At 74.1% G+C, this 25,871-nt stretch carries 8 protein-coding genes; 5 read left to right on the top strand and 3 right to left on the bottom strand.

The genetic code is table 11. The features are described from left to right. Positions 1-91: 91 nt before the first annotated feature. The 3 genes from ACZ5OX_RS27085 to ACZ5OX_RS27075 all read left to right on the top strand — a co-directional run bounded on the left by ACZ5OX_RS27085 (position 92) and on the right by ACZ5OX_RS27075 (position 4,043). The gene (locus ACZ5OX_RS27085; protein WP_465633697.1) at positions 92-1,996 is read left to right on the top strand and encodes a 2-oxoacid:acceptor oxidoreductase subunit alpha; all 1,905 of its coding nucleotides are present in this window, start codon (positions 92-94) and stop codon (positions 1,994-1,996) included. Then, on the top strand, positions 1,993-3,054 hold the full coding sequence (locus ACZ5OX_RS27080) for a 2-oxoacid:ferredoxin oxidoreductase subunit beta (RefSeq protein ID WP_465633695.1): 1,062 nt from the start codon (positions 1,993-1,995) through the stop codon (positions 3,052-3,054). The genes ACZ5OX_RS27085 and ACZ5OX_RS27080 overlap by 4 nt, the downstream gene beginning before the upstream one ends. 86 nt (positions 3,055-3,140) lie before the next feature. Beyond that, the gene (locus tag ACZ5OX_RS27075; RefSeq protein ID WP_465633694.1) at positions 3,141-4,043 is read left to right on the top strand and encodes a UbiA family prenyltransferase; all 903 of its coding nucleotides are present in this window, start codon (positions 3,141-3,143) and stop codon (positions 4,041-4,043) included. A 14-nt stretch (positions 4,044-4,057) separates the two neighbouring features. Here the strand turns inward: ACZ5OX_RS27075 and ACZ5OX_RS27070 are convergent, their stop codons facing one another. From ACZ5OX_RS27070 to ACZ5OX_RS27060, 3 genes are all read right to left on the bottom strand, one after another. Continuing rightward, entirely contained in the window at positions 4,058-4,702 is a 645-nt protein-coding gene (locus ACZ5OX_RS27070; protein ID WP_449793512.1) for a response regulator, read from the bottom strand. Next, complete coding sequence (locus tag ACZ5OX_RS27065) at positions 4,699-5,793, bottom strand: sensor histidine kinase (RefSeq protein WP_465633693.1); 1,095 nt, start codon at positions 5,791-5,793, stop codon at positions 4,699-4,701. Before ACZ5OX_RS27065 ends, ACZ5OX_RS27070 begins: the two co-directional genes overlap by 4 nt. A 236-nt stretch (positions 5,794-6,029) precedes the next feature. Further along, complete coding sequence (locus tag ACZ5OX_RS27060; protein ID WP_465633692.1) at positions 6,030-6,806, bottom strand: MBL fold metallo-hydrolase; 777 nt, start codon at positions 6,804-6,806, stop codon at positions 6,030-6,032. A 958-nt stretch (positions 6,807-7,764) separates the two neighbouring features. Here ACZ5OX_RS27060 and ACZ5OX_RS27055 point away from each other — a divergent pair. Together ACZ5OX_RS27055 and ACZ5OX_RS27050 are read left to right on the top strand one after the other, a co-directional pair. Further along, entirely contained in the window at positions 7,765-16,233 is an 8,469-nt protein-coding gene (locus ACZ5OX_RS27055; RefSeq protein ID WP_465633690.1) for a type I polyketide synthase, read from the top strand. 47 nt (positions 16,234-16,280) lie between these two features. Beyond that, the gene (locus ACZ5OX_RS27050; protein WP_465633689.1) at positions 16,281-25,835 is read left to right on the top strand and encodes a type I polyketide synthase; all 9,555 of its coding nucleotides are present in this window, start codon (positions 16,281-16,283) and stop codon (positions 25,833-25,835) included. Positions 25,836-25,871 lie beyond the last annotated feature (36 nt).

Here is a 25,871-nt window from a genome sequence, read left to right as displayed (position 1 = left end):
CCGGTCGTCGAACCCGCTTCGAGGCCCGACCACCGGGCCGGGGCACCCGTCGGATCCGTCCGACCCCCATCCGCTACGTCTGGAGAACAGCATGACTGGCACCGTGCAGCAGGCCTCGGCCGCTGCTTCGAGCGGGCCCAAGCCGATCCGCAGACTCGATCGGGTGATCATTCGTTTCGCCGGTGATTCCGGTGACGGTATGCAGCTGACCGGTGACCGTTTCACGTCGGAGACGGCGTCGTTCGGTAACGACCTGTCGACGTTGCCGAACTTCCCGGCGGAGATCCGGGCGCCTGCCGGGACTCTTCCGGGGGTGTCGTCGTTCCAGTTGCACTTCGCGGACCATGACATCCTGACGCCGGGTGACGCGCCGAACGTGCTGGTCGCGATGAACCCGGCGGCGTTGAAGGCGAACCTGCCGGACCTGCCGCGTGGCGCGGAGATCATCGTCAACACCGACGAGTTCACCAAGCGCGCGCTGGCGAAGGTCGGTTACGCGGCGGATCCGTTGGGCGACGGTTCGCTGGAGGGTTTCCACCTGCACAAGGTGCCGTTGACGACGCTGACGCTGGAGGCGCTGAAGGACAGCGGTCTGGCGCGCAAGGACGCGGAGCGGGCGAAGAACATGTTCGCCCTGGGCCTGCTGTCCTGGATGTACCACCGGCCCACCCACGGCACGGAGTCGTTCCTGCGGGCGAAGTTCGCGAAGAAGCCGCAGATCGCCGAAGCGAACATCAGCGCTTTCCGGGCGGGCTGGAACTTCGGCGAGACGACCGAGTCGTTCGCGGTGTCCTACGAGGTGCCGCCGGCGAGGCTGCCGGCCGGGCGCTACCGCAACATCTCCGGCAACCTCGCCCTGTCCTACGGGCTGGTCGCCGCCGCGCGGCGCTCGGGGCTGCCGCTGTATCTGGGCTCGTACCCGATCACTCCGGCGTCGGACATCCTGCACGAGCTGAGCCGGCACAAGAACTTCGGGGTGCGCACGTTCCAGGCGGAGGACGAGATCGCCGGCATCGGCGCCGCGCTCGGGGCCGCGTTCGGCGGCGCGCTGGGGGTGACGACGACGTCGGGGCCGGGTGTGGCGCTGAAGTCGGAGACGATCGGCCTGGCGGTGTCGCTGGAACTGCCGCTGCTGGTGGTGGACATCCAGCGCGGCGGCCCGTCCACCGGGTTGCCGACGAAGACGGAGCAGGCGGACCTGCTGCAGGCGATGTTCGGACGCAACGGTGAGGCACCGGTGCCGATCGTCGCCCCGGCCACACCCGCGGAGTGCTTCGACGCCGCGCTGGAAGCGGCCCGGATCGCGGTCACCTACCGCACCCCGGTCTTCCTCCTGTCCGACGGCTACCTCGCCAACGGCTCCGAGCCCTGGCGGATCCCGGACGTCGACGAACTCCCCGAGATCGACCCACGCTTCGCGACCGGGCCCAACCGTGAGGACGGCGCGTTCTGGCCCTACCTACGTGACCCCCACACCCTGGCCCGCCCCTGGGCCGTGCCCGGAACACCCGGCCTGGAACACCGCATCGGCGGCATCGAGAAACAGGACGGCACCGGCAACATCTCCTACGACCCCGCGAACCACGACTTCATGGTCCGCACCCGCCAGGCCAAGATCGACGGCATCACCGTCAAACCGGTCGAGGTCGACGACCCCAGCGGCGACGCGCGGGTCCTGGTCCTGGGCTGGGGCTCCACCTACGGACCGATCACCGCCGCGGTGCGCCGGGTTCGCGCCGACGGCGGCGAAATCGCCCAGGCCCACCTGCGCAACCTCAACCCCTTCCCCGCCAACCTCGGCACCGTCCTGCGCAGCTACGAGAAAGTCATCGTGCCCGAGATGAACCTCGGACAACTGGCCCTGCTGCTCCGCGCGAAGTACCTGGTCGACGCCGAGTCCTACAACCAGGTCCGCGGACTGCCCTTCAAGGCCGCCCAACTCGCGGACGTCCTGTGGGCCGCGATCGGCACCCTGGACGAGGAGGACCACCAGTGACCGACCATGCCTTCCCCTCCCTGCGCCTGGTCCCCAAGACCGAACAGCCGCAGAGCGCCCGGGACTTCAAGACCGACCAGGAAGTACGCTGGTGCCCCGGCTGCGGCGACTACGCCATCCTGGCGGCGGTGCAGTCCTTCATGCCCGAACTGGGCATCCGCCGCGAGAACACCGTGTTCGTGTCCGGCATCGGCTGCTCCTCACGCTTCCCGTACTACATGAACACCTACGGCGTGCACTCCATCCACGGCCGCGCGCCGGCGATCGCCACCGGACTGGCCACCTCACGCCAGGACCTCAGCGTCTGGGTGGTCACCGGCGACGGCGACGCCCTGTCCATCGGCGGCAATCACCTCATCCACGCGCTGCGCAGGAACGTGAATCTGAAGATCCTGTTGTTCAACAACCGGATCTACGGTCTTACCAAGGGTCAGTACTCGCCGACGAGTGAGCTGGGCAAGGTCACGAAGTCGACGCCGATGGGCTCGTTGGACGCGCCGTTCAACCCGTTGTCGTTGGCGATCGGTGCCGAGGCCACGTTCGTCGCCCGCACGATCGACTCGGACCGTCAGCACCTGCAGTCGGTGTTGCGGGAGGCCGCGTTGCACGAGGGCACCGCGCTGGTGGAGATCTACCAGAACTGCAACATCTTCAACGACGGCGCGTTCGAGGTGCTGAAGGATCCGGGCAGTCGGGACGAGGCGCTGATCCGCCTGGAACACGGCCGGCCGATCCGTTTCGGCACGGACCTGGCCAACGGCGTCTTCCGCGGCCGTGACGGCGAGCTGTTCACCGCCCCCGTCACGGCCGACAACGAGGCGCAGGTGCTGGTTCACGACGCGCACGCCGCGAACCCGGCCACGGCGTTCGCGCTGTCCCGGATCGCGGACGCGGACACCCTCCACCACACCCCGATCGGTGTCCTGCGCAGTGTCCAGCGGCCGGTCTACGACGAGTTGATGGCCGAACAGCTGGCCACCGCCACCACCCGGGGCGGCCCCGGTGACCTGGCCACACTCCTCACCGGCAACGACACCTGGACGGTGCAGGCTTCCTGATGAGACAAGCGACCAGGACGTACGAGCCGGTGACCGGCGCGGGTGAGGGCTCGGCCCCTCACCCCCACGACGCCGGGCTTGGTGTCATGACCGCGGAACCGCTCACGGCGGCTCCCCCCACCCGGTCCCCCCTGTCGGCGGCCCGGCACTGCCTGGTCGAGTCCCGACCGGTGGTGCAGATCGTCTTCCTGATGCGGTTCCTGGTGGGCGCCGTCTGCGGGGCGGTCGGCGGCGACGGCTGGTCGGCCGGCGGGGTGCTGCTCGGCGGGGTGGCCATGACCTGCGCGGTCATGGCGGCCTACCTGCTGAACGGCGTGATGGACATCGCCGAGGACCGGGCGAACGGCTCGCGGCGCCCGATCGCCCGCGGCGCCCTGCGCCTGCGGACGGCGGCCGCCGGGGTGCGGTTCCTGTCCGGCGCCGCCCTGGTGCTGTCGGTGTTCGTGCCGGGAGAGTTCTGGTTCATCGTGCTCTCCCTCTTCCTGGGTTACGCCTACTCGGTGCCGCCGCTGGCCGCCAAGCGGCGCACCGCGACCAGTGCCGCCGCGGTGATCGCGATGGGGGCCTCCAGCTACCTGGCCGGCGCGGTCTCCGCCGGCGGCGGCGGGATCTCGGAGGGGCCCCTGCTGTTCTGCGGGCTGCTGGCCCTGTGGATGGGCTTCGTGGGTGCCGTCACCAAGGACCTCGGCGACATCGCCGGCGACCGGGAGGCGGGCCGCCGCACCATCGCGGTGGTGTACGGCGAGCGGACGGCCAGGCTGTTCGCCGCGGTCTCGGCCATCGCCCTGGGGACGGCCGGGCTGCTGCTCGGGCTCCGCACCGAACTGCTGCTGGCGGGCGCGGTGCCGCTGGCCTCCGGGGCCGGCTGGGTCGCGGTGCGCTGCCTGTGGCCGGACAAGGAGCGGGCCCGCGGCCCGTACCGGGCGTTCATGGTCACCCAGTACGCGGCGAACGCGGGCCTGGCCCTCGGTCTGCTCGTCGGGAAGTGATCGCGATCCGCTGCTCACCGACCGATCAGTCGCGCGGACTGGGCCTTGTTGACGGCGTCGAGCCGGGTGGTCGCTTCCAGCTTGGTGAAGATGTTCCGCAGGTGCCGCTTGACCGTGCCCTCGGTGATGCCGAGCCGGCGCCCGATCTGCCGGTTGCTCATGGCCTCGGCCACGCAGGTGAGCACCTCCAGCTCGCGCGAGGTGAGGACGTTCTGCGGCTCGGGCCGCTCCGCCGGGCGCGGTGGTCGGGCGGTGGGCCGCTGCGGGGTGAACAGGATGGTGCCCCCGGCGACGGCGCTGCGCACCGCGGCGAGCAGTACCTCCCGGGTGGCCGACTTGTGGAGGTAGCCGAAGGCTCCCTCGGAGAGCAGGGAGTGGACGAGCTCGTCGTCGTCGTGCATGGTCAGGACGACGATGCGGGAGTCCGGGACGGCGGTCTTGAGCTGCCGTACGGTCTCGATCGGGCCCGGCCCGGGCATCTCCAGGTCGAGCAGGATGACGTCAGGCTGCAGTTGGACCGCCTGGTGGACGGCCATCGGGCCGTCGCCCGCCTCGCCGACCACGGTGATGTCGGGCTCCCTGGTCAGCAGGTTGCACAGGGCGGTGCGGAGCAGGACGTGGTCGTCGGCCGCGAGGACGCGGACCTGGGAATCGCTCATGAGACGTATTCACCGGAGCAGTCGACCGCCGGCAACGGTATTCGGAACTGGATCCGGGTGCCCTTTCCGTTGATGTTGGCGACCGACAGGGTGCCGCCCATGGCGGTGGTCCGCTCGCGCATGGAGACCATGCCGTTGCCGCTCTGGAACTTGGACGCGGACAGGTCGATGCCCTTGCCGTTGTCGGTGACCCGGGTCTCGAGCACGCCGTCGCCGAGGTTCACCTCGACCTGGATGCTGGTGGCACCCGAGTGCTGGTAGGCGTTGCGCAGGCACTCCCGGATGATCAGGAAGACCTCGTCGTGTTGGAGCGCGGTCATCTCGGTGGTGCCGCCCTCGACGTGGATGTCCACCACGGTGTCGGCCGGGCAGGACAGTTCGACGTAGTCGAGCAGCCGCTTGTGGAAGCTGGTGCGGCTGCGCGGTGCGCGCAGGCCGTTCACCAGCTCCCGGACGAACCCGAAGGTGTCCTGGAGCGCGGTCTTGGCCTCCTCGATCCGGGCGGAACCCGGTCCGGCATCGCCGGCCTCGGTCTCGGCCTCGTGGAGTTCGAGCAGACGCATGGCCAGGCCGAGGCTGCTGCCGATCCGGTCGTGGATCTCCCGGGCGAGCCGGGCCCGTTCGGCGGAGTTGATCCGGTTGACCCCGCGCATCAGGAAGGCGTCGTAGCCGATCAGCGCCGCCTGCACCCGGCTGTGGACGCTCTGGTGCAGGGCTCTCACCGCACGCCGCATCCGGACGAGTGCCACGTCGTCCGGCAGGCAGGCCATCATGTCCGGTAGTGCGTCGAGGACGATGTCGGTGAGGATCTGGGCGGCCCGGAGTGACTCCATGGCGGGGATGTGCTGGAGCGCCCGACGGGCGCCGAGCTCCAACGAGGAGAACTCCGCGTCGAATTGCTCGGGGAGTTCGGCACGGGGGCCGTGGATGGCTCTGATGCAGTCGGCCATGATCTCGCGGGCCTGCTGCTCGCACTCCGGCCACACCGTCTCCTCGAGGACCAGGAGACTGCCCGCGGAGCGCAGCGCCTCCGCGTAGGCCGAGATGGCCGAATCGACGACCTTCTCCAGCCCGCAGGGATCGGGTGTCAATACTTTGGCAACCACTCTGTTTCCCCCCATTCATCCATGGCCGACGTTCCCAGTGGCCCGGTCACGACCGTCCATGCAGCGTCGATCATATGCACAATGACGTCGCTGTCTGTCAACTGGATGTTACGGATAAGGGCGACGGCGAACCGGGGGCGTCCGGCTGGATCGTAGGCGAACCACATCTGGGGGGAACGGGTGCTTCCAGAGAGTGGTGTCGTGATGGCATTCCGTGGCCGTCACCCCTCGAGGTCGAGTGCCTCCCAGCGCCGGCGCGAACCGTCCGTGACCACCCGGCCGAACAGGACGTCGGCGAAGTGACCGCCGAAGCCCAGCGTGTCCGGGGCGGACAGCTCCCGGAGGATCCGCAGCCGGGAGTCCACCGAGACGTCCCGGGCGGAGTCCACCAGCACCCGCCACTCCGGCCGCTCCACCTGCACGGCACTGTGCAGGGCGTCACCGATGACGACGAGCCGCCGCCCGCCGGACGAGATGATGTACGAGGTGTGGCCGAGCGTGTGGCCGGGGGTGTTCCAGGCCGTGACGCCCGGGAAGATCTCCTGGCCGTCCGTCGCGCCGACCGCGTTCTCCTGGAGGTGCCGCGCGGCGGCGGCCGACGGCGCGCCGTGCCAGCCGCGCCACTCCGTCAACGAGGTGACGAACCGGGCGGAGCCGAAGAGCAGCCCCGATCCGTTGGCGTTCGGGGCGAAGGCCCAGCCCACGTGGTCCTCGTGGAGATGGGTGAAGGCCACGGTGTCGACGGCCTCGGGCGCCAGACCGTGCGCGGCCAGGCCCGCCGGCAGCCGCCCGCCCTCCTCCGCGCCGAGGAAGGGGTAGCTGTCGGCCGGTGACGTGCGGCGCGGCCCGTAGCCGGTGTCGATCAGCAGCGCCCGGCCCCGGTGCTCGACCAGCAGGCTGCCGACGGACGCGACCAGGTAGCCGCCCTCGTCGAGGTGGTCGGAGTGTCGCTGCCAGTCGCCGCCGCCGGTCTCGGGGAACCAGGCGCGCGGAATCAACTGGACGAATCCGTCCGGAAGGTAGGTCAGCCGGTGATCACCGAATTCCAGGGTACGGGTGGGGGAGATTCGGCGGAGCCGCTCGCCCCTCTCCGCTGCCGTCGGGGATTGGGCTGGCTGCTGCGGGTACGGCACGTCTTCGACCACGTGGATCACGGTAGACGGGTTGCTCCCCATCTTTCAACGTTCGCCGACTGCGGCGACGGTCACACGCCGATGGTGAACTGTCGGCCGTCCGACGGTTTTTGGCCATCCGGTGGGGGAAATGGGCGGCTTCGGTCGGTTCGTGCGGCTGATTCGACGGGTGTTCAATCCCGGCTGAAGGCGGTGCTGATGGCGTCGAGGCGGCTCCTGGATTTCAACAAAAAGCGTTCATGTGACATTAGTTGATGGACGGTCTGATCGAGAAGGATTGCCCGGTGGCACGCGTCGGCAGGGTCGGCGACGGGTTTGACCAGCGATTGACCCGAGGCCGTGGAGCGTCAGGAGGCGATGCCCGGACTTTACCGGCGCCCCGCCGGACCTTACCGGGGACGGCGCGGCGCCGCAGGCCGATCCGCGGGGCGGGCGGGGCGAGCAAGAGGCGAACAGGGGTCGATGGCGGGCCGCACCGGTCGCCGCCGGGGTCGAGGAGCGGCCCGCGCCGCGCCGGGCGAGGGACCCCGGCGGCGGGGCCGCGGCTGGGGGCGCGGCCGGTCGGGGCCGCGGTCGGGGTGGGGGACGTAGGGGGACTGCTAGGGGTTGGTGCGGATTCGGGGCGGCCGTAGCGTGCCGGTGATCGCGTGTGCCGGGGCTCGGGGCCGGCCGGCGGTCGAACCGGTGGCCCGCGGGCGCCGCAATCCTTCACCGAACCAGGAGGTCCGGCGCGATGACAACCGCAGCAGGTGTGAGTCGCGTGGTACCCGGCCGCGGGGCTCGCCCGGCCGGCGGTCCGGCGACCGGTGAAACGGGTGCGCCGGTGGAGGATGCCGTCGCCGTTGTCGGGGTGGCCTGCCGGCTCCCCGGGGCGGACGGACCCGACGCGTTCTGGGCGATGCTGAGGGAGGGCCGCAGCGCCGTCGCCGAGGCGACGGTCGAGCGCTGGGGCCGCGACCTCGGCGAGCACGCCGCCCGGCACGGAGCGTTCCTGGACCGGGTCGACCTCTTCGACGCCGGCCTGTTCGGCGTCTCGCCGCGCGAGGCCGCGGCCATGGACCCGCAGCAGCGGCTCGCCCTGGAACTCGGCTGGGAGGCCCTGGAGGACGCCGGGACCGCCCCCGACCGGCTGTCCGGCACGGCCACCGGCGTCTTCCTCGGCACCATGAACGCCGACTACGCGCTGCTCGCCGACCGCCTCGGCCCGGACGCCATCGGCCGGCACACCCTGACCGGCTCGCAGCGCTCCATCATGGCCAACCGGCTGTCCTACACCCTCGGCCTGCGGGGCCCCAGCCTGTGCGTCGACACCGGCCAGTCCTCCTCACTGGTGGCCGTGCACCTGGCCGCGGAGAGCCTGCGCCGGGGCGAGAGCGAGCTCGCGCTGGCCGGCGGCGTACAGCTCAACCTGGTGCCCGAGACGGCCCTGGTGGCCGAGGGCTTCGGCGGGCTCTCCCCGGACGGCCGCTGCTTCACCCTCGACGCCCGCGCCAACGGCTACGTCCGCGGCGAGGGCGGCGCCCTGGTCGTGCTCAAGCCGCTCGACCGCGCGCTGGCCGACGGCGACCGCGTCTACGCCGTCATCCGCGGCGGCGCCGTCAACAACGACGGCGCCACGCCCGGGCTGACCACGCCCGACCCGGCCTCGCAGCGCGAGGTCGTCGAACTGGCCTGGCGGCGGGCGGGGATCCCCACCGACGGCGTCCAGTACGTCGAACTCCACGGCACCGGCACCAGCGTCGGCGACCCCGTCGAGGCCACCGCGCTCGGCGCGGCCCTGGCCGCCGGGCGCGTCGACCGGCCGCTGCAGGTCGGCTCGGCCAAGACCAACGTCGGACACCTGGAGGGCGCCGCCGGAGCCGTCGGCCTGCTCAAGGCCGTCCTCAGCATCCACCACCGGGAACTGGTCGCCGGCCTCAACCACGAAACCCCCAACCCGGCCCTCGACCTGGCCGCCCTCGGCCTGAGCGTGCGGCGGCACACCGGCCCGTGGCCCGAGGCCGACCGCCCGCTGCTGGCCGGCGTGAGTTCCTTCGGCGTGGGCGGCACCAACTGCCACCTGGCGCTGTCCGAGACGCCCCGGCCGACCACCCCGGGCGGCGAGCACCCCGCGCCGGCCGGGCGGCAGCTCGCCTGGCCGGTGCACGGCCACGGCGAACCGGGCCTTCGGGCCCAGGCGCGGCGCCTGCACACCCACCTGGCGGAGCACCCGGACCTCGACCCGGCCGACGTCGCGCACACCCTCGCGGTCGGGCGGGCGGCGCTGCGCCACCGCGCCGTCGTGGTGGGCGCCGACCGGACCGGGCTGCTGGCCGGGCTGGCGGCGGTGGCCGCCGGCGAGGAGGCCGGCGGGGTCGTCCGGGGCGCGGCCGAGGCCGGGAAGCTGGCGTTCCTGTTCACCGGACAGGGAGACCAGCGGCTCGGCATGGGCCGGGAGCTGTACGAGGCCTTCCCGGTGTTCGCGGACGCCTTCGACGCGGTCTGCGCGCGGGTCGAACTGCCGCTGCGCGAAGCGGTGTTCGGGTCGGACGCGGAGCTGCTGGGGCGGACCGAGTACGGGCAGCCCGCGCTGTTCGCGCTCCAGGTGGCGCTGTTCCGGCTGTACGAGAGCTGGGGCGTGCGGCCGGACTTCCTGGCCGGGCACTCGCTCGGCGAGCTGGCGGCCGCGCACGTCGCGGGCGTGTTGTCGCTGGACGACGCCACCACCCTGGCGGCGGCGCGCGGACGGCTGACCCAGGAGCTGGCGGCGGGCGGTGCGATGGTGGCGGTCAAGGCCGCCGAGGCGGACGTCCTGCCGCTGCTGACCGACAACGTCAGCGTCGCCGTGATCAACGGCCCGACGTCGGTGGTGATTTCCGGCGACGAGTCCGAAGCCCTGGCCGTCGCCGGGAAGTTCGAGAAGTGGAAGCGGCTCAACATCCCGTTCTCGTCCCACTCGCCGCTGGTGGACGGGATGTTGGAGGAGTACCGCCGGGTCGCCCAGGGGCTGACGTACACCGCGCCGCGGATCCCGGTGGTGTCCACCGTGACGGGAACGGTCGTGGCGGCCGAGGAACTGTGCTCGCCCGAGTACTGGGTGCGGAACGTCCGCCAGTCCGTGCGCTTCCTCGACGCGATGCGCACCCTGGAGGCCCAGGGTGCCACCGCCTACCTGGAGTTGGGACCCGACGGCGTGCTCTCCGCCGCCGGCCCCGACTGCCTGACCGGCGCGGGCGGCGTGTTCGCGCCCTCTCTGCGGGAGGGACGGGACGAGCTCCGCACGGCGATGGGTGCCGCGGCGACCGCGTACGTCAACGGGGCCCCGGTGGACTGGGCGGCCCTCGGCGGCGGCCGCCGGGTGCCGCTGCCGACGTACGCCTTCCAGCGGGAGAGCTACTGGCTGTCCGGGGCGCAGGCCGCTCCGGGCGCGCTCGGCCAGGCCGTTCCGGGGGCGCCCGGCCAGGCCGGCCCGGCGGAGGCCCGGCAGGAGACGGCGGGCGCGGAGGACCGCCTGAGCATCTGGCGGGACCGCGTCGCGGGCACCTCCGAGTCCGAACGCGAGCGGCTGCTGGCCGAGTTGGTGCAGCGCCAGGTGGCCGTGGTGCTCGACTACCCGGGCGCCGGGGCGGTCGACGTCACCGCGTCCTTCAAGCAGCTCGGCTTCGACTCGCTGACCGCCGTGGAGCTGCGCACCCGGCTGGCCGCCGCCACCGGGCTCGACCTGCCCGCCAGCCTGCTCTTCGACTACCCGCGGCCCGCCGTCCTGGCGCGTGAGCTGGTGGACCGGCTCCTCGGCACCACGGAGGGGGCGGCGGCCGACGAGACCCCGGCCGGCGGACCGGAGCCGATCGCGATCGTCGGCATGGCCTGCCGCTACCCGGGCGGGGTCGCCTCGCCCGAGGACCTGTGGCGCCTGGTGACGGACGGCGCGGACGCCGTCGGTGGCTTCCCGGCCGACCGCGGCTGGGACCTCGCCTCGCTCTACGACCCCGATCCGGCCAACCCCGGCACCTCCTACACCCGCCAGGGCGGATTCCTGGACGGCGTCGGCGAGTTCGACGCCGGGTTCTTCGGGATCTCGCCGCGTGAGGCCCTCGCGATGGACCCGCAGCAGCGGCTGCTGCTGGAGACCTCCTGGGAGGCCTGCGAGCGCGCCGGCATCGACCCGTCGACGCTCCGGGGCAGCCGGACCGGCGTCTACGTCGGCGCGATGTCGCACGACTACGGGCCGCGGCTGCACGAGGGCGCCGACGGCCTCGACGGATACCTGCTGACCGGCACCACGGCGAGCGTGATGTCGGGCCGCGTCTCCTACACCCTCGGTCTTGAGGGCCCCGCGGTCACCGTGGACACCGCGTGCTCCTCCTCGCTCGTCGCCCTCCACCTGGCCGTCCGGGCGCTGCAGCGCGGCGAGTGCGGCACGGCGCTGGCCGGCGGCGTGGCGGTGATGTCCACCCCGGGCATGTTCGTGGAGTTCAGCCGCCAGCGCGGGCTCTCCGAGGACGGTCGCTGCAAGCCGTTCGCGGCCGCGGCGGACGGCACGGGCTGGGGCGAGGGCGCGGGCATGCTCGTACTGGAGCGCCTGTCGGACGCCGAGCGCCTCGGGCACCCGGTGCTCGCGGTGGTGCGCGGCAGCGCGATCAACCAGGACGGTGCCAGCAACGGCCTGACCGCCCCCAACGGGCCGTCGCAGCAGCGGGTGATCCGCGCGGCGCTGGCCGACGCCGGGCTGACGGCGGGCGATGTGGACGCGGTGGAGGCGCACGGGACGGGTACCCGGTTGGGTGACCCGATCGAGGCGCAGGCGCTGCTGGCGGCGTACGGGCAGGAGCGCGGCGGGGACCCGCTGTGGCTCGGTTCGTTGAAGTCGAACATCGGGCACACCCAGGCGGCGGCCGGTGTCGGTGGCGTGATCAAGATGGTGATGGCGATGCGGGCGGGCGTGCTGCCGAAGACCCTGCACGTGGACGAGCCCTCGCCGTTCGTGGACTGGTCGGCGGGCGCGGTCGAGCTGCTGACCGAGTCGCGGGGCTGGCCGGCGGGCGGACGGCCCCGTCGGGCCGCCGTGTCCTCCTTCGGGGTCAGCGGGACCAACGCCCATGTGGTGCTGGAGCAGGCGCCGGAGTCCGAGGCTTCCGCAGCGCCGACGGCCGACGGCGTGGTGCCGTGGGTGCTGTCGGCCCGGAGTGAGGCCGCGCTGCGGGAGCAGGCGCGGCGGCTCCGCGGGCGGATGTCCACGACGGAGGCCGACCCGGCCGACATCGGATACTCCCTCGCCGCCACCCGGACCGCGTTCGAGCACCGGGCCGTGGTGATCGGCGACGGGCGGGACGAGCTGCTGGCGGCGCTCGACGCCGTCGCCCGGGGCGAGGCCGCCGCCGGTGCGGTGTCCGGGCGGGTGCGTTCGGGGCGTCCGGTGTTCGTGTTCCCGGGGCAGGGCTCGCAGTGGCTGGGCATGGCGCAGGGGCTGCTGGCGGATGAGCCGGTGTTCCGTTCGCGGATGGAGGAGTGCGCCAAGGCGCTGTCCCTGTACGTGGATTGGGATCTTCTCGACGTCGTCGCGGGTGAGGACGGCGGGTGGATGGAGCGGGTGGACGTGGTCCAGCCGGTGCTGTTCGCCGTGATGGTCTCGCTCGCCGAGCTGTGGCGTTCGTACGGTGTGGAGCCGTCGGTGGTGGTGGGGCACTCGCAGGGCGAGATTGCCGCTGCTGCGGTGTCGGGTGCGCTGTCGCTGGAGGACGCGGCGCTGGTGGTGGCGCTGCGCAGCCAGGCGATCATCGAGCTCTCCGGGCTGGGTGGGATGGTGTCCGTCCCGCTGCCGGTAGATGAGGTTCGTGAGCTGCTGTCCGGCCGGGATGGAATCTCGATCGCTGCGGTCAACGGCCCCAGCTCGGTGGTCGTTTCGGGCGATGCCGGTGCCCTGGACGAGCTGATGGAGCACTGCGCCGGGCAGGAGATCCGGGCGCGTCGGATCGCGGTGGACTACGCCTCGCACTCGGCGCACGTCGAGCGCATCGAGGCCCGTCTCGCGGAGCTGCTGGCCCCGGTCGCCCCGCGCGTGCCGGAGGTGCCGTTCCACTCGACGGTCACCGGTGAACTGATCGACAGCGCTTCGCTGGACGGCGCGTACTGGTACCGCAACCTGCGCCAGACGGTGGAGTTCGGCAAGATCATCGAGGCCCTGCTGGCCTCGGGCCACTCGCAGTTCGTCGAGGTGAGCGCCCACCCGGTGCTGACCGTCGGCATCCAGGAGGCCGTCGACGCCGCCAACGCCGAGGCCACGGTCCAGGGCACCCTGCGCCGCGACCACGGCGGCCGGGAGCGCTTCCTGACCGCCCTCGCCGAGGCCTGGTCCAACGGCGCCACCGTCGACTGGACCACCCAGTTCCCCACGGCCCACCGCATCGACCTGCCCACCTACCCCTTCCAGCGCGACCGCTACTGGCTCGCCCCCGCCAAGCCGGGCGCCGGAGCCGTGAGCGAAGCGGGCCTGGCCCCCGCCGACCACCCGCTGCTGGGCGCTGCGGTGGCGCTGGCCGACCGCGACGGGCACGTCTTCACGGGCCGCCTGTCGGTGCAGACCCAGCCGTGGCTGGCCGATCACGCGGTGGCCGGCACGGTGATCCTGCCGGGTACGGCGTTCGTCGAGCTGGCCGTCCGCGCGGGTGACCAGGCCGGTTGTGACGTGCTGGAGGAGCTGACCCTGGAGGCGCCGCTGGTGCTGCCCTCCCAGGGTGGCGTGGCGGTGCAGGTGGTGGTCGGTTCGCCCGACGCCGACGGCCGCCGCGAGGTGGAGGTCTACTCCCGCCCCGACGACGCGCAGGGCACGGACGAGCCGTGGACCCGCCACGCCACCGGCACCCTCGGTCGGGCCCGCCAGGCCGCGGCCGGCTTCGCGGAGACCGAGTGGCCGCCCCGCGACGGCGTCGCGATCGACGTGGACGCCCTCTACGAGCGGCTGGACGCCGCCGGGTTCACCTACGGTCCGGCGTTCCGGGGCCTGCGGGCCGCCTGGCAGCGCGGGGACGAGATCTTCGCCGAGGTCGCCCTCGCATCGGAACAGCAGTCCGAGGCGGGCGGGTTCGGGTTGCACCCCGCGCTGCTCGACGCGGCCCTGCACGCCGCCGGGTTCGCGGTGCTGATCCAGGACGACGGCCCGGGCCGGCTGCCGTTCTCCTGGCGCGGTGTCCGGCTGCACTCGGTCGGTGCGTCCGTGCTGCGAGTGCGGCTGACCCTGGCCGGGCCCGAGGAACTGTCGCTGGCCGTCGCCGACGCGGCCGGGGCCCCGGTGCTCGACGCCCGGTCGCTGATGCTTCGTCAGATGCAGCCTGTGGCAGGGGAGAGCGAGTCCGGAAGCCTGTATCGGGTGGAGTGGTCGGCCCTCCCGTCCGGCTCCCCGGCCGAGCCCGCCTCCGCCGGCTGTGCCGTGCTCGGCGCCGACGGGCTCGGCGTCCGCAGCGCACTGGAGGCCGCGGGCCTGTCCGTGGCGCACTACCCGGAGCTTTCGGCGCTCACCGCAGAGGCGGGGGCCGGCCGCGCCGTGCCCGCCACGCTGTACGTGCCGATGACGGCCGGCGGCGAGGGCGGGGACGACCTGGCCGACGAGGCCCACCGTGCCACGCTGCGGGCACTGGATGTCCTCCAACACGTACTGGCGAACGGCGAGTTCGAGCGGACCACCGTCGTCGTGGTGACCCGCGGCGCGATCGCGGCGGGTGCCGGCGAGACGGTGTCGGACCTCTCGCACGCGCCGGTCTGGGGCCTGCTGCGCACCGCGCAGTCGGAGAGCCCCGGCCGCTTCGTCCTGGTGGACCTCGACGACGCCGACCGCTCGCGGCTGCTGCTGGCCGCCGCGGTGGCCACCGGTGAGGCCCAACTCGCCCTGCGGTCCGGGGAGATCCGCGTGCCCCGGCTCGCCCGCGCGCTGCCCGCCGGCGAGGCTGAGGCGTACGCCGCAGCTGTCCCGCGCCTCGACCCGAACGGCACCGTCCTGATCACCGGCGCGACCGGCGCCCTCGGCGGGCTGCTCGCCCGTCACCTGGTCGCCGCGCACGGCGCCCGCCACCTGCTGCTGCTCAGCCGCAGCGGCCGGGCGGCGGCGGGCGCGGCCGAGCTGGAGGCCGGGCTCCGGGAGCTGGGCGCCGAGGTGGAGCTGGTGGCCTGCGACGCGGCCGACCGCGCCGCGCTCGCCGCCCTGCTGGACACCGTCCCCGCCGACCACCCGCTCACCGCCGTCGTCCACACCGCCGGTGTGCTCGACGACGGTGTGATCCCCGCGCTCACGCCGCAGCGGGTCGCGGCCGTCCTGCGGCCCAAGGTCGACGCGGCGCTGGCCCTGCACGAGCTGACCGCCCACCTCGACCTGGACGCCTTCGTCTTCTTCTCCTCCGTCGCCGCCACCCTCGGCAACGGCGGCCAGGGCAGTTACGCCGCGGCCAACGCCCTGCTGGACGCCCTGGCCCACCGGCGGCAGGCGGACGGTCTGGCCGCCACCTCGCTGGCCTGGGGATTCTGGGCGCTCCGCAGCGGCATGACCGGCCACCTCGAAGGCGTCGACGTGGCCCGGATGGAGCGGTTCGGCCTGGGGGCCCTGCCCTCGGAGGCCGGGCTCGCCCTGTTCGACGCCGCGCTCGCGGGCGGGGCGGCGGCGTACGTTCCGGCCCGGCTGGAACTCGCCCCGATCCGCGGCAGGGCCCGCGCGCTCGGTGAGGTGCCGACGATGTTCCGCGGCCTGGTCCGGGTGCCGGAGCGCCGTGCCGCGGCCGCCGCCGACGGCGCGTCCGACGTCCGGTCCTTCGCCGACCGCCTGGCGGCGGCCCCGGCCGAGGAGCGGGCCGGGCTGGTGCTGGACCTGGTCCGGGCGCAGACCGCCGCCGTCCTCGGCCACGCCTCCCGCGAGGCCGTCGACGGGGGCAACGCGTTCAAGGAGCTCGGCTTCGACTCGCTGACCGCGGTCGAGCTGCGCAACCGGCTCAACGCCGCGACCGGGCTGCGGATGCCGGCCACCCTGATCTTCGACTACCCGACACCCACGGCCCTGGCCGGCTTCGTCCGGCGCGAACTCGCCCCTCGGGACGAGCCGGAGGAGGACCGCTCGCTGCTCGCGGAGCTCGACCGGCTGCGGTTCGCGATGTCCACGGCCGAACCGGACGAGCTCGAACGGGACCGGGTGACCGCGCGGTTGGAGTCGCTGCTGGCCGAGTGGACCGGCGGCGGGCGAGACGAGCGCGGCGGTTCCGACGAGGTCGACCTCGGGGCGGCCAGCGACGACGAGATGTTCGCCCTCCTCGACAACGAGCTCGGGCTTTCCTGAAGTGATCACGACCAGTTCCCGGCCTGATACGGCGGAGGTGATGGGCCATGTCCACTGAGGATCGGCTTCGCGACTATCTCAAGCGCGCCACGAACGACCTGATGAAGGCCAAGCAGCGGCTGCGCGAGGTGGAGGAGCGGGACAACGAGCCCGTGGCGATCGTCGGCATGGCCTGCCGCTACCCGGGCGGGGTCGCCTCGCCCGAGGACCTGTGGCGCCTGGTGGCCGACGGCGCGGACGCCGTCGGCGCCTTCCCCACCGACCGCGGCTGGGACCTCGACGCGCTCTACCACCCGGACCCGGACCACCCCGGCACCTTCTACGCGCGGGAAGCCGGATTCCTGCGCGACGCCACCGAGTTCGACGCGGGCTTCTTCGGCATCTCCCCGCGCGAGGCATCGGCGACGGACCCGCAGCAGCGGCTGCTGCTGGAGACCTCCTGGGAGGCCTTCGAGCGGGCGGGCATCGACCCGGCGACGGTGCGCGGTACCAAGGTGGGCGTGTTCACCGGCGTCATGTACCACGACTACGGCTCGCGCCTGTCACAGGTGCCCGCCGACGTCGAGGGCTACCTGGGCAACGGCAGCGCCGGCAGCGTGGCGTCCGGCCGCGTCGCCTTCTCCCTCGGGTTGGAGGGCCCGGCCGTCTCCGTCGACACCGCCTGCTCGTCCTCCCTGGTCGCCCTGCACCTCGCGGTGCAGTCGCTGCGGCAGGGCGAGTGCTCGCTGGCCCTCGCCGGCGGCGTGGCCGTCATGTCGACCCCGGCGACGTTCATCGAGTTCAGCCGCCAGCGCGGGCTCTCGGCGGACGGCCGCTGCAAGTCCTTCGCGGCCGCCGCCGACGGCACCGGCTGGGCCGAGGGCGCGGGCGTGCTGCTGGTGGAGAAGCTGTCGGACGCCCGGCGCCTCGGGCACCCGGTGCTCGCGGTGGTGCGCGGCAGCGCGATCAACCAGGACGGTGCCAGCAACGGCCTGACCGCCCCCAACGGCCCCGCGCAGCAGCGCGTCATCCGCCAGGCCCTGGAGAACGCCCGACTGTCGGCCGGTGAGGTCGACGTCGTGGAGGCGCACGGGACGGGTACCCGGTTGGGTGACCCGATCGAGGCGCAGGCGCTGCTGGCGACGTACGGGCAGGAGCGCGGCGGGGACCCGCTGTGGCTCGGTTCGTTGAAGTCGAACATCGGGCACACCCAGGCGGCGGCCGGTGTCGGTGGCGTGATCAAGATGGTCATGGCGATGCGGGCGGGCGTGCTGCCGAAGACCCTGCACGTGGACGAGCCCTCGCCGTTCGTGGACTGGTCGGCGGGCGCGGTCGAGCTGCTGACCGAGGCGCGGGGCTGGCCGGCGGGCGAGCGCCCGCGCCGGGCCGCCGTGTCCTCCTTCGGGGTCAGCGGGACCAACGCCCATGTGGTGCTGGAGCAGGCGCCGGAGTCCGAGGCTTCCGCGGCGGCCGATGAGGTGTCGCCGGCTGCCGGTGGTGTGGTGCCGTGGGTGCTGTCGGCCCGGAGTGAGGCGGCGCTGCGGGAGCAGGCGCGGCGGCTGCTGGCGGCGGTCGCGGAGGAGCGGCCGGCGGATGTCGGTTTCTCGCTGGTGTCCTCGCGGGCGGTGTTCGAGCACCGGGCCGTGGTGGTCGGCGAGGGCCGGGAGGCGCTGCTGGCGGGCCTGGGCGCGCTGGCGGACGGCCTGCCGGGCGCGGGCGTGGTCTCCGGGCGGGTGCGTTCGGGGCGCCCGGTGTTCGTGTTCCCGGGTCAGGGTTCGCAGTGGCTGGGCATGGCCCAGGGGCTGCTGGCGGATGAGCCGGTGTTCCGTTCCCGGATGGAGGAGTGCGCCAAGGCGCTTGCTCCGCATGTGGATTGGGAGCTGCTGGAGGTCGTCTCGGGTGAGGACGGCGGGTGGATGGAGCGGGTGGACGTGGTCCAGCCGGTGCTGTTCGCCGTGATGGTCTCCTTGGCGGCCCTCTGGCGTGCGAACGGTGTGGAGCCGTCGGTGGTGGTGGGGCACTCGCAGGGCGAGATCGCCGCCGCTGCCGTCTCCGGTGCGCTGTCGCTGGAGGACGCGGCGCTGGTGGTGGCGCTGCGCAGCCAGGCGATCATCGAACTGTCCGGTCTGGGCGGGATGGTGTCCGTGCCGCTGCCCGCCGAGCAGGTGCGTGAACTCCTTTCGGGCCGTGAGGGCTTGTCCGTCGCGGCGGTCAACGGCCCCAGCTCGGTGGTGGTTTCCGGTGACGCCGGTGCCCTGGACGAGCTGATGGAGTACTGCGCCGGGCAGGAGATCCGGGCGCGTCGGATCGCGGTGGACTACGCGTCGCACTCGGCGCACGTCGAGCGCATCGAGGCCCGTCTCGCGGAGTTGCTGGCCCCGGTCGCCCCGCGCGTTCCGGAGGTGCCGTTCCACTCCACCGTCACCGGTGAACTGATCGACTCGGCTGCGCTGGACGCCGGTTACTGGTACCGCAACCTCCGCCAGACGGTCGAGTTCGCCAACACGGTGGAGTCCCTCCTCGCGTCGGGTCACTCGCAGTTCGTCGAGGTGAGCGCCCACCCGGTGCTGACCGTCGGCATCCAGGAGGCCGTCGACGCCGCCGGTGCCGAGGCCACTGTCCAGGGCACCCTGCGCCGTGACCGCGGCGGCCGGGAGCGTTTCCTGACCGCCCTCGCCGAGGCCTGGTCCAACGGCGCCACCGTCGACTGGGCCGCCCAGTTCGAGGACACCGCAAGCCGCATTGACCTGCCGACCTACGCCTTCCAGTGCGACCGCTACTGGCTGGAGCCCGAGGCTGCCGCCGACACGCCGGCCGCCGTGGTCGACGCCGTCGAGGCCGGCTTCTGGGAGACCGTCGAGCGCGAGAGCCTCGACGAGCTGACCGCCACCCTTGCCCTGGACGCGCACGCCCCGCTGAGCACCGTGCTGCCCGCACTGGCCTCGTGGCGGCGCCGTCAGCGCGAGCGTTCGGCGCTGGACGCCTGGCGCTACCGGATCACCTGGCGCCCGGTCGGCCACTCCCCGGCCGGCCCCGCCGCCGCGACGCTCGCGGGCACCTGGCTGGTCGCCGTCCCGGAGACGGCCGACGAGGTCCTGGCCCGGGCTGTCGAGGAGGCGCTCACCGCGTGCGGCGCCGAGGTGGTCGCCCTGCCGTGGCGGGCGGCCGAGGACCGGGGTTCGCTGGCGTCGCGGCTGCGGGTCGTCGCCGCCGAACACGCTGATGTGGCAGGCGTGTTGGCGCTTCCCTTCGCCTCCGCTACGGCAGTGGGCGCGGAGGACGTTCCGGTGGCCGTGGTCGCGGCCACCGTTCTGGTCCAGGCGCTGGGCGACGCCGAGCTGGCCGCCCCGCTGTGGCTGGCCACCCGGGGCGCCGTCACCGTCGGCCGGGCGGATGCCGTCGAGGCTCCGGAGCAGGCGCTGCTCTGGGGCCTGGGACGGGTGGTCGCCCTGGAGCACCCGGACCGCTGGGGCGGCCTGGTGGACCTGCCCGCCGCGCCGGACGGGCGGGCGCTGGCCCGACTGGCCGGTGTGCTGGCCGGTGCGCCCGGGGAGGACCAGGTGGCGCTGCGTCCGGAGGGCGTGTTCGCCCGCCGGCTGGTGCGTCCGCGCTCCGACGCGGCCTCCGCCGAGCCCTGGCAGCCGCGCGGAACGATTCTCGTCACCGGCGGCACCGGGGCCCTCGGCGGGCACGTCGCCCGCTGGCTGGCCGCGAACGGCGCCGAGCGTCTGGTGCTGGTCGGCCGTCGGGGCCTGGAGGCGCCCGGCGCGGCCGAACTGGCCGCCGAACTGGCCGAGTCGGGTGTGGCGGTCGACCTCGCGGCGTGCGACGTGGCCGACGCCGAGGCGCTCGCCGCCCTGCTGGACACCGTCCCGGCCGACCAGCCGCTCACTGCCGTCGTGCACACCGCCGGCGTGCTGGAGGACGGGGTGGCGGACGCGCTGACGCCCGAGCGGTTCGCGGCCGTGCTGCGGCCCAAGCTCACCGCCGCGCGCCGGCTGCACGAGCTGACCGCCCACCTCGACCTGGACGCCTTCGTCCTCTTCTCCTCCTTCGCCGGCACCGTCGGCAACCCCGGTCAGGCCAACTACGCCGCCGCCAACGCCTACCTGGACGCGCTCGCCGAGCAGCGCCGGGCCGTCGGCCTGCCGGCCACCGCCGTCGCCTGGGGCCACTGGGCCGGCGGCGGGCTGGCCGACTCGGCCGCCCGGGACGCCCGGCTGCGCCGGGACGGGCTGGTCGCGATGGCGCCGGAGGCCGCCGTCGCCGCGATGGCCGCCGCGGTGGGACGGCCGGACGCGCTCACCGTGATCGCCGACGTGGAGTGGGAGCGCTTCGCCCGCAACTTCTGCGCCACCCGCCCGAGCCCGCTGCTGGCCGAACTGCCCGAGGTCCAGCGGGCGGTGGCCACCGCCGACCGGCCGGCGGACGGCGCGGAACGGACGGGCCTGGCCGAGCGGTTGGCCGCCCTGCCGGCCTCCGACCGGGAGCGCCACCTGCTGACGCTGGTGCGCGGCCAGGTCGCCGGGGTGCTCGGCCACGCCTCGCCGGAGGCCGTCGACCCGGTGCGCGCCTTCCGCGAGCTGGGCTTCGACTCGCTGACCGCCGTCGAGCTGCGCAACCGGCTCGCCGCCGTCACCGGCCTCACGCTGCCCGCCACCCTGGTGTTCGACCACCCGACGCCGTCCGCGCTGACCTCCCTGCTGCTCGGCCTGCTGGTCGGCGACCGGGAGGCCGACGCGGCCCCGGTGGCCGTACGGGCGGGTGCGACCACCCGGGTCGCCGACGAGGAGCCGATCGCGATCGTCGCGATGAGCTGCCGCTTCCCCGGCGGGGTCAGCAGCCCCGAGGAGCTGTGGGAGCTGCTCGCCGGCGGACGGGACGCGATGACGGGCTTCCCGGCCAACCGCGGCTGGGACCTCGACGCGCTCTACCACCCGGACCCGGACCGCAAGGGCACCTGCTACGCCCGTGAGGGCGGATTCCTGCACGAGGCGGGCGAGTTCGACGCCGCCTTCTTCGGCATCTCCCCGCGTGAGGCGCTAGCGATGGACCCGCAGCAGCGCCTGCTGCTGGAGACCTCCTGGGAGTTGTTCGAGCGTGCCGGCATCGATCCGGCCGCACTCAGGGGCAGCCAGGCGGGCGTGTTCGTCGGCACCAACGGCCAGGACTACGTGCCGCGCCTGCACGAGGGCCCGCAGGGCGTCGAGGGCTACCTGCTGACCGGCAGCGCCGCCGCCGTGGTCTGCGGGCGGATCGCCTACACCTTCGGCCTTGAGGGCCCGGCGGTCACCGTCGACACGGCCTGCTCGGCCTCCCTGGTCGCCCTGCACCTGGCCGCCCAGGCGCTGCGCAACGGCGAGTGCACGATGGCGCTGGCCGGCGGTGCCACCGTGATGTCCCAGCCGGGTTCCTTCATCGAGTTCAGCCGCCAGCGCGGCCTGGCCGCCGACGGCCGCTGCAAGGCGTTCGCCGCCGCGGCCGACGGGACGGGCTGGGGCGAGGGCGTCGGCCTGGTGCTGCTGGAGCGCCTCTCCGACGCCGAGCGCAACGGACACCGGGTCCTGGCCGTGGTGCGCGGCAGCGCCGTCAACCAGGACGGTGCCAGCAACGGCCTGACCGCCCCCAACGGTCCTTCCCAGCAGCGCGTCATCCGCCAGGCCCTGGCGGCCGCCCGGCTGTCGGCCGACGAGGTCGACGCCGTCGAGGCGCACGGCACCGGCACCACCCTCGGCGACCCGATCGAGGCCCAGGCCCTGCTCGCCACCTACGGCCAGGAGCGCACCGGCGAGCCGCTGTGGCTCGGCTCGGTGAAGTCCAACCTCGGCCACACCCAGGCCGCCGCCGGCATCGCGGGCGTCATCAAGATGGTCATGGCGATGCGGGAGGGCGTCCTGCCCAAGACCCTGCACGTGGACGAGCCGACCCCGCACGTCGACTGGACCTCCGGCGCCGTCGAACTGGTCACCGAGGCCCGCGCCTGGCCCGAGACCGGGCGCCCGCGCCGCTCGGGCGTCTCCTCCTTCGGCATCGGCGGCACCAACGCCCACGTCATCCTGGAGGCCGCGCCGCCCGTCGAGGAACAGCCGGTCGCACCGGTGACCGGACCGTTGCCGCTGGTGCTGTCCGGCCACTCGGGACCGGCCCTGCGCGACCAGGCCCGCCGGCTGCGGACCTGGCTCTCCCGCGAGTCCGACCCGGACCTCACCGCGCTGGCCATCGCACTGGCCGGCGAGCGCGCGGCCCTGGGCCACCGTGCCGTGCTGACGGCCTCCGACGTGACGGAGCTGGCGGCCGGGCTGGAGGCCCTCGCCGACCGGGAGGGCGCGGCCGGCCTGGCCATCGGCGCCGTGCGCGAACCCGGCCGCACCGCCTTCCTGTTCACCGGACAGGGCAGCCAACGGCCGGGCATGGGACGCGGGTTGTACGAGGCCAACCCGGTCTTCGCGGACGCCTTCGACGCGGTCTGCGCACGGGTCGAACTGCCGCTGCGCGACGCCGTGTTCGGCGATGACGCGGAGCTGCTGGACCGCACCGAGTACGCCCAGCCGGCGCTGTTCGCCGTCGAGGTGGCGCTGTTCCGCCTGTTCGAGAGCTGGGGGCTGCGCCCGGACGTCCTGGTCGGCCACTCGATCGGGGAGATCGCCGCCGCCCACGTCGCGGGAGTCCTGTCGCTGGACGACGCCGTCACCCTGGTCGCGGCCCGCGGCCGGCTGATGCAGGCGCTGCCCGAGGGCGGCGCGATGGTCGCGGTGGAGGCCACCGAGGAGGAGGTCCTGCCGCTGCTCACCGAGAACGTGAGCATCGCGGCGATCAACGGCCCGACCTCCGTGGTGGTCTCCGGCGACGAGTCCGGCGTCCTCGCGATTGCCGGCCGGTTCGCCGGGCAGGGCCGCCGGACCAAGCGGCTGAGCGTCTCGCACGCGTTCCACTCCCCGCTGATGGACGGCATGCTGGACGACTTCCGCCGGGTGGCGGAGGGCCTGACGTACGCGGCGCCGCGGATCACCGTGGTCTCCGACGTCACCGGTGCGGTCGCCACCGCCGAGGAGCTGTGCTCGCCCGAGTACTGGGTGCGCCACGTCCGCGAGGCCGTCCGCTTCCTCGACGGCATGCGGACCCTGGAAGCCGACGGCGTCACCACGTTCGTCGAACTCGGCCCCGACGCCGTGCTCACCGCCCTGGGCCGCGACTGCCTCGACGAGCGGACCGACGCCCTGCTGGTGCCGGCGCTGCGCCGGGACCGCGACGAGGCCGGCGCGGTGCTGTCCGCCCTCGCCGAACTCCACGTGCACGGGCACACGCCGCACTGGCAGGCCGTGCTCGGCGCCCCGCCCGTCCGCCGCCTCGACCTGCCCACCTACGCCTTCCAGCACGACTGGTACTGGCTCGACACCGACCCGGCGACCGCCCCCGCCGCCCCGGCCGCCGACGACCGGCACCCGGCCGGGACCGCCCGGGAGGCCGGCTTCTGGGCCGCCGTCGAGGACCAGGACCTGACCGCCCTCGCGGAGACCCTGCGGCTGCCCGACCCGGCGCCGCTCGGCGCGATCCTCCCGGAGCTCTCCTCCTGGCGGCGCCGCGCCCGGGAGCTGTCCGCCGTCGACGCCTGGTGCCACCGCTTCACCTGGCAGCAGCTGCCCGAACCCGCCCCGGCCGGTGCCGTCGGCGGCTGGCTGCTCGTCGTCCCCGAGCCGCAGGCCGGCCACGCGCTCGTCACCGGGGCCGTCGACGCCCTCACCGAGGCCGGCGCCGACGTGTTCACCCTCGAACTCGACACCGGCGACGCGGACCGCACCGTCCTGGCCAAGCGCCTGGCCGAACTCCTCGCCGACGGGACCGAGGTGACCGGCGTGCTGTCGCTCGCCGCCCTCGACGAGCGGCCCCACCCGGACCAGGAGGAACTCTCCACCGGCCTGGCCCTCACCCTGGCCCTGACCCAGGCACTCGGCGACGCACAGGTCCACGCACCGCTGTGGGCGGTCACCAGCGGTGCCGTCACCGTCGCCGCGACCGACCGACCGGACCACCCCGGGCAGGCCCAGGTCTGGGGCTTCGGACGGGTCGCCGCCCTGGAGCACCCGCTGCGCTGGGGCGGACTGGTCGACCTGCCCGCCACCCTGGCGGACCGCCGCACCCGCTCCCGCCTGCTCGGCGTGCTCACCGGCGGTTCGGGCGAGGACCAGGTGGCGGTGCGCCCCGGCGGGCTCTACGGACGCCGCCTGACCCCGGCCGAGCCCACCGGCCAGGCCGAACCCACCGGTTCGCACGGCGCCGGCTGGGTCGCCGGTGCCACCGTACTGATCACCGGCGGCACCGGCGCCGTCGGCGCCGAGGTGGCCCGCCACCTGGCGCGCGGCGGCGCCGCCCACCTCGTGCTGGCCGGCCGCCGGGGCGCCGACGCCCCGGGCGCCCCGCAGCTGCGGGACGAGCTGGTCGCCCTCGGCGCCCAGGTCACCCTCGCCGCCCGCGACCTCGCCGACCGCACGGCCGTGGCCGACCTGCTGGACCGGCACGCCGTCACCGCGGTCGTGCACGCCGCCGGCGTCGTCGACGACGGCACCGTCGAGCTGCTGACCCCGGAGCGCTTCGCCACCGTGCTGCGCCCCAAGGCGGTCGCCGCCCGGCACCTCGACGAGCTCACCCGCTCGCGCGACCTCGACGCCTTCGTCCTGTTCTCCGCCTTCGCCGGCGCCGTCGGCAACCCCGGGCAGAGCAACTACGCGGCCGCCAACGCCTATCTGGACGCGCTCGCCGAACAGCGCCGCGCCGACGGCCTGCCCGCCACCTCGCTGGTGTGGGGCGTCTGGGGCTGCGGCATGGCCGCCGAGGGCGACGTCACGGAGCAGTTGGAGCGGGCCGGGCTGCGGGTGATGGCCCCCGAGTCCGCGGCCGGCGCCGTCGACCGGGCCCTCCCGCCCGGCCAGGCGGTGCTCGCCGTCGCCGACGTCGACTGGCCGCGGTTCGTCGGCCGGCGCACCGCGCAGCGGCCGAGCCGGCTCTTCGACGAGCTGCCGGCCGTCCGGGGCGAGCGCGCCGGGCACACCGGGGCCCCGGCCGCCGGGGCCGAGCCCACCGCCGGCCTGGCCGAAAGGATCGCCACCGCGCCCGCGGCCGAGCGGGAACGCCTGCTGCTGGCCCTGGCCCGCGAGTCGGTGGCCGAGGTCCTGGGCCACCGCGGCACCGCCGCCGTCCACCCCGACCGGGCCTTCAAGGAGCTGGGCTTCACCTCGCTCGCCGCCGTCGAGCTGCGCAACCGGCTGGACGTCGCGACCGGGCTGCGGCTGCCCGCCTCCCTGGTCTTCGACCACCCCACTCCCGCCGCCCTGGCGGAGTACCTGCGCGTCCGGCTGGTCCCGGACGCGGCCCCGCAAGCCCCGGCCGTCCTCGCCGAACTCGACCGGCTGGAAGCCGCGTTGGCGGCGGCGACGGAGGGCGGACTGCTCGCCGTCCTGCCCGACGAAGCCGACCGGGACGCCGTCGGGAACCGGCTCAGGACACTGCTCTCCACCTGGACCGGGGCCCTGGGGGCCGACGAGCCGGAGACGGTCGCCGACCAACTCGACGCCGCCTCCGACGACGAGATCTTCGACTTCATCGACCGGAAGTTCGGGGCCTCATGACCAGCAACGCACGCGCACTCCAGACGACTCCGGCAG

The organism is Kitasatospora sp. NPDC032121 (assembly GCF_055580145.1).
The sequence above is the reverse complement of the archived record's forward strand: the minus strand, read 5'-3'. Positions and strand labels throughout refer to the sequence as shown.

Coding starts and splice junctions, on each gene's coding strand:
- ACZ5OX_RS27075 (WP_465633694.1), top strand. CDS start 3,141: ATGACCGCGGAACCGCTCACGGCGGCTCCCCCCACCCGGTCCCCCCTG.
- ACZ5OX_RS27070 (WP_449793512.1), bottom strand. CDS start 4,702: ATGAGCGATTCCCAGGTCCGCGTCCTCGCGGCCGACGACCACGTCCTG.
- ACZ5OX_RS27050 (WP_465633689.1), top strand. CDS start 16,281: ATGTCCACTGAGGATCGGCTTCGCGACTATCTCAAGCGCGCCACGAAC.
- ACZ5OX_RS27085 (WP_465633697.1), top strand. CDS start 92: ATGACTGGCACCGTGCAGCAGGCCTCGGCCGCTGCTTCGAGCGGGCCC.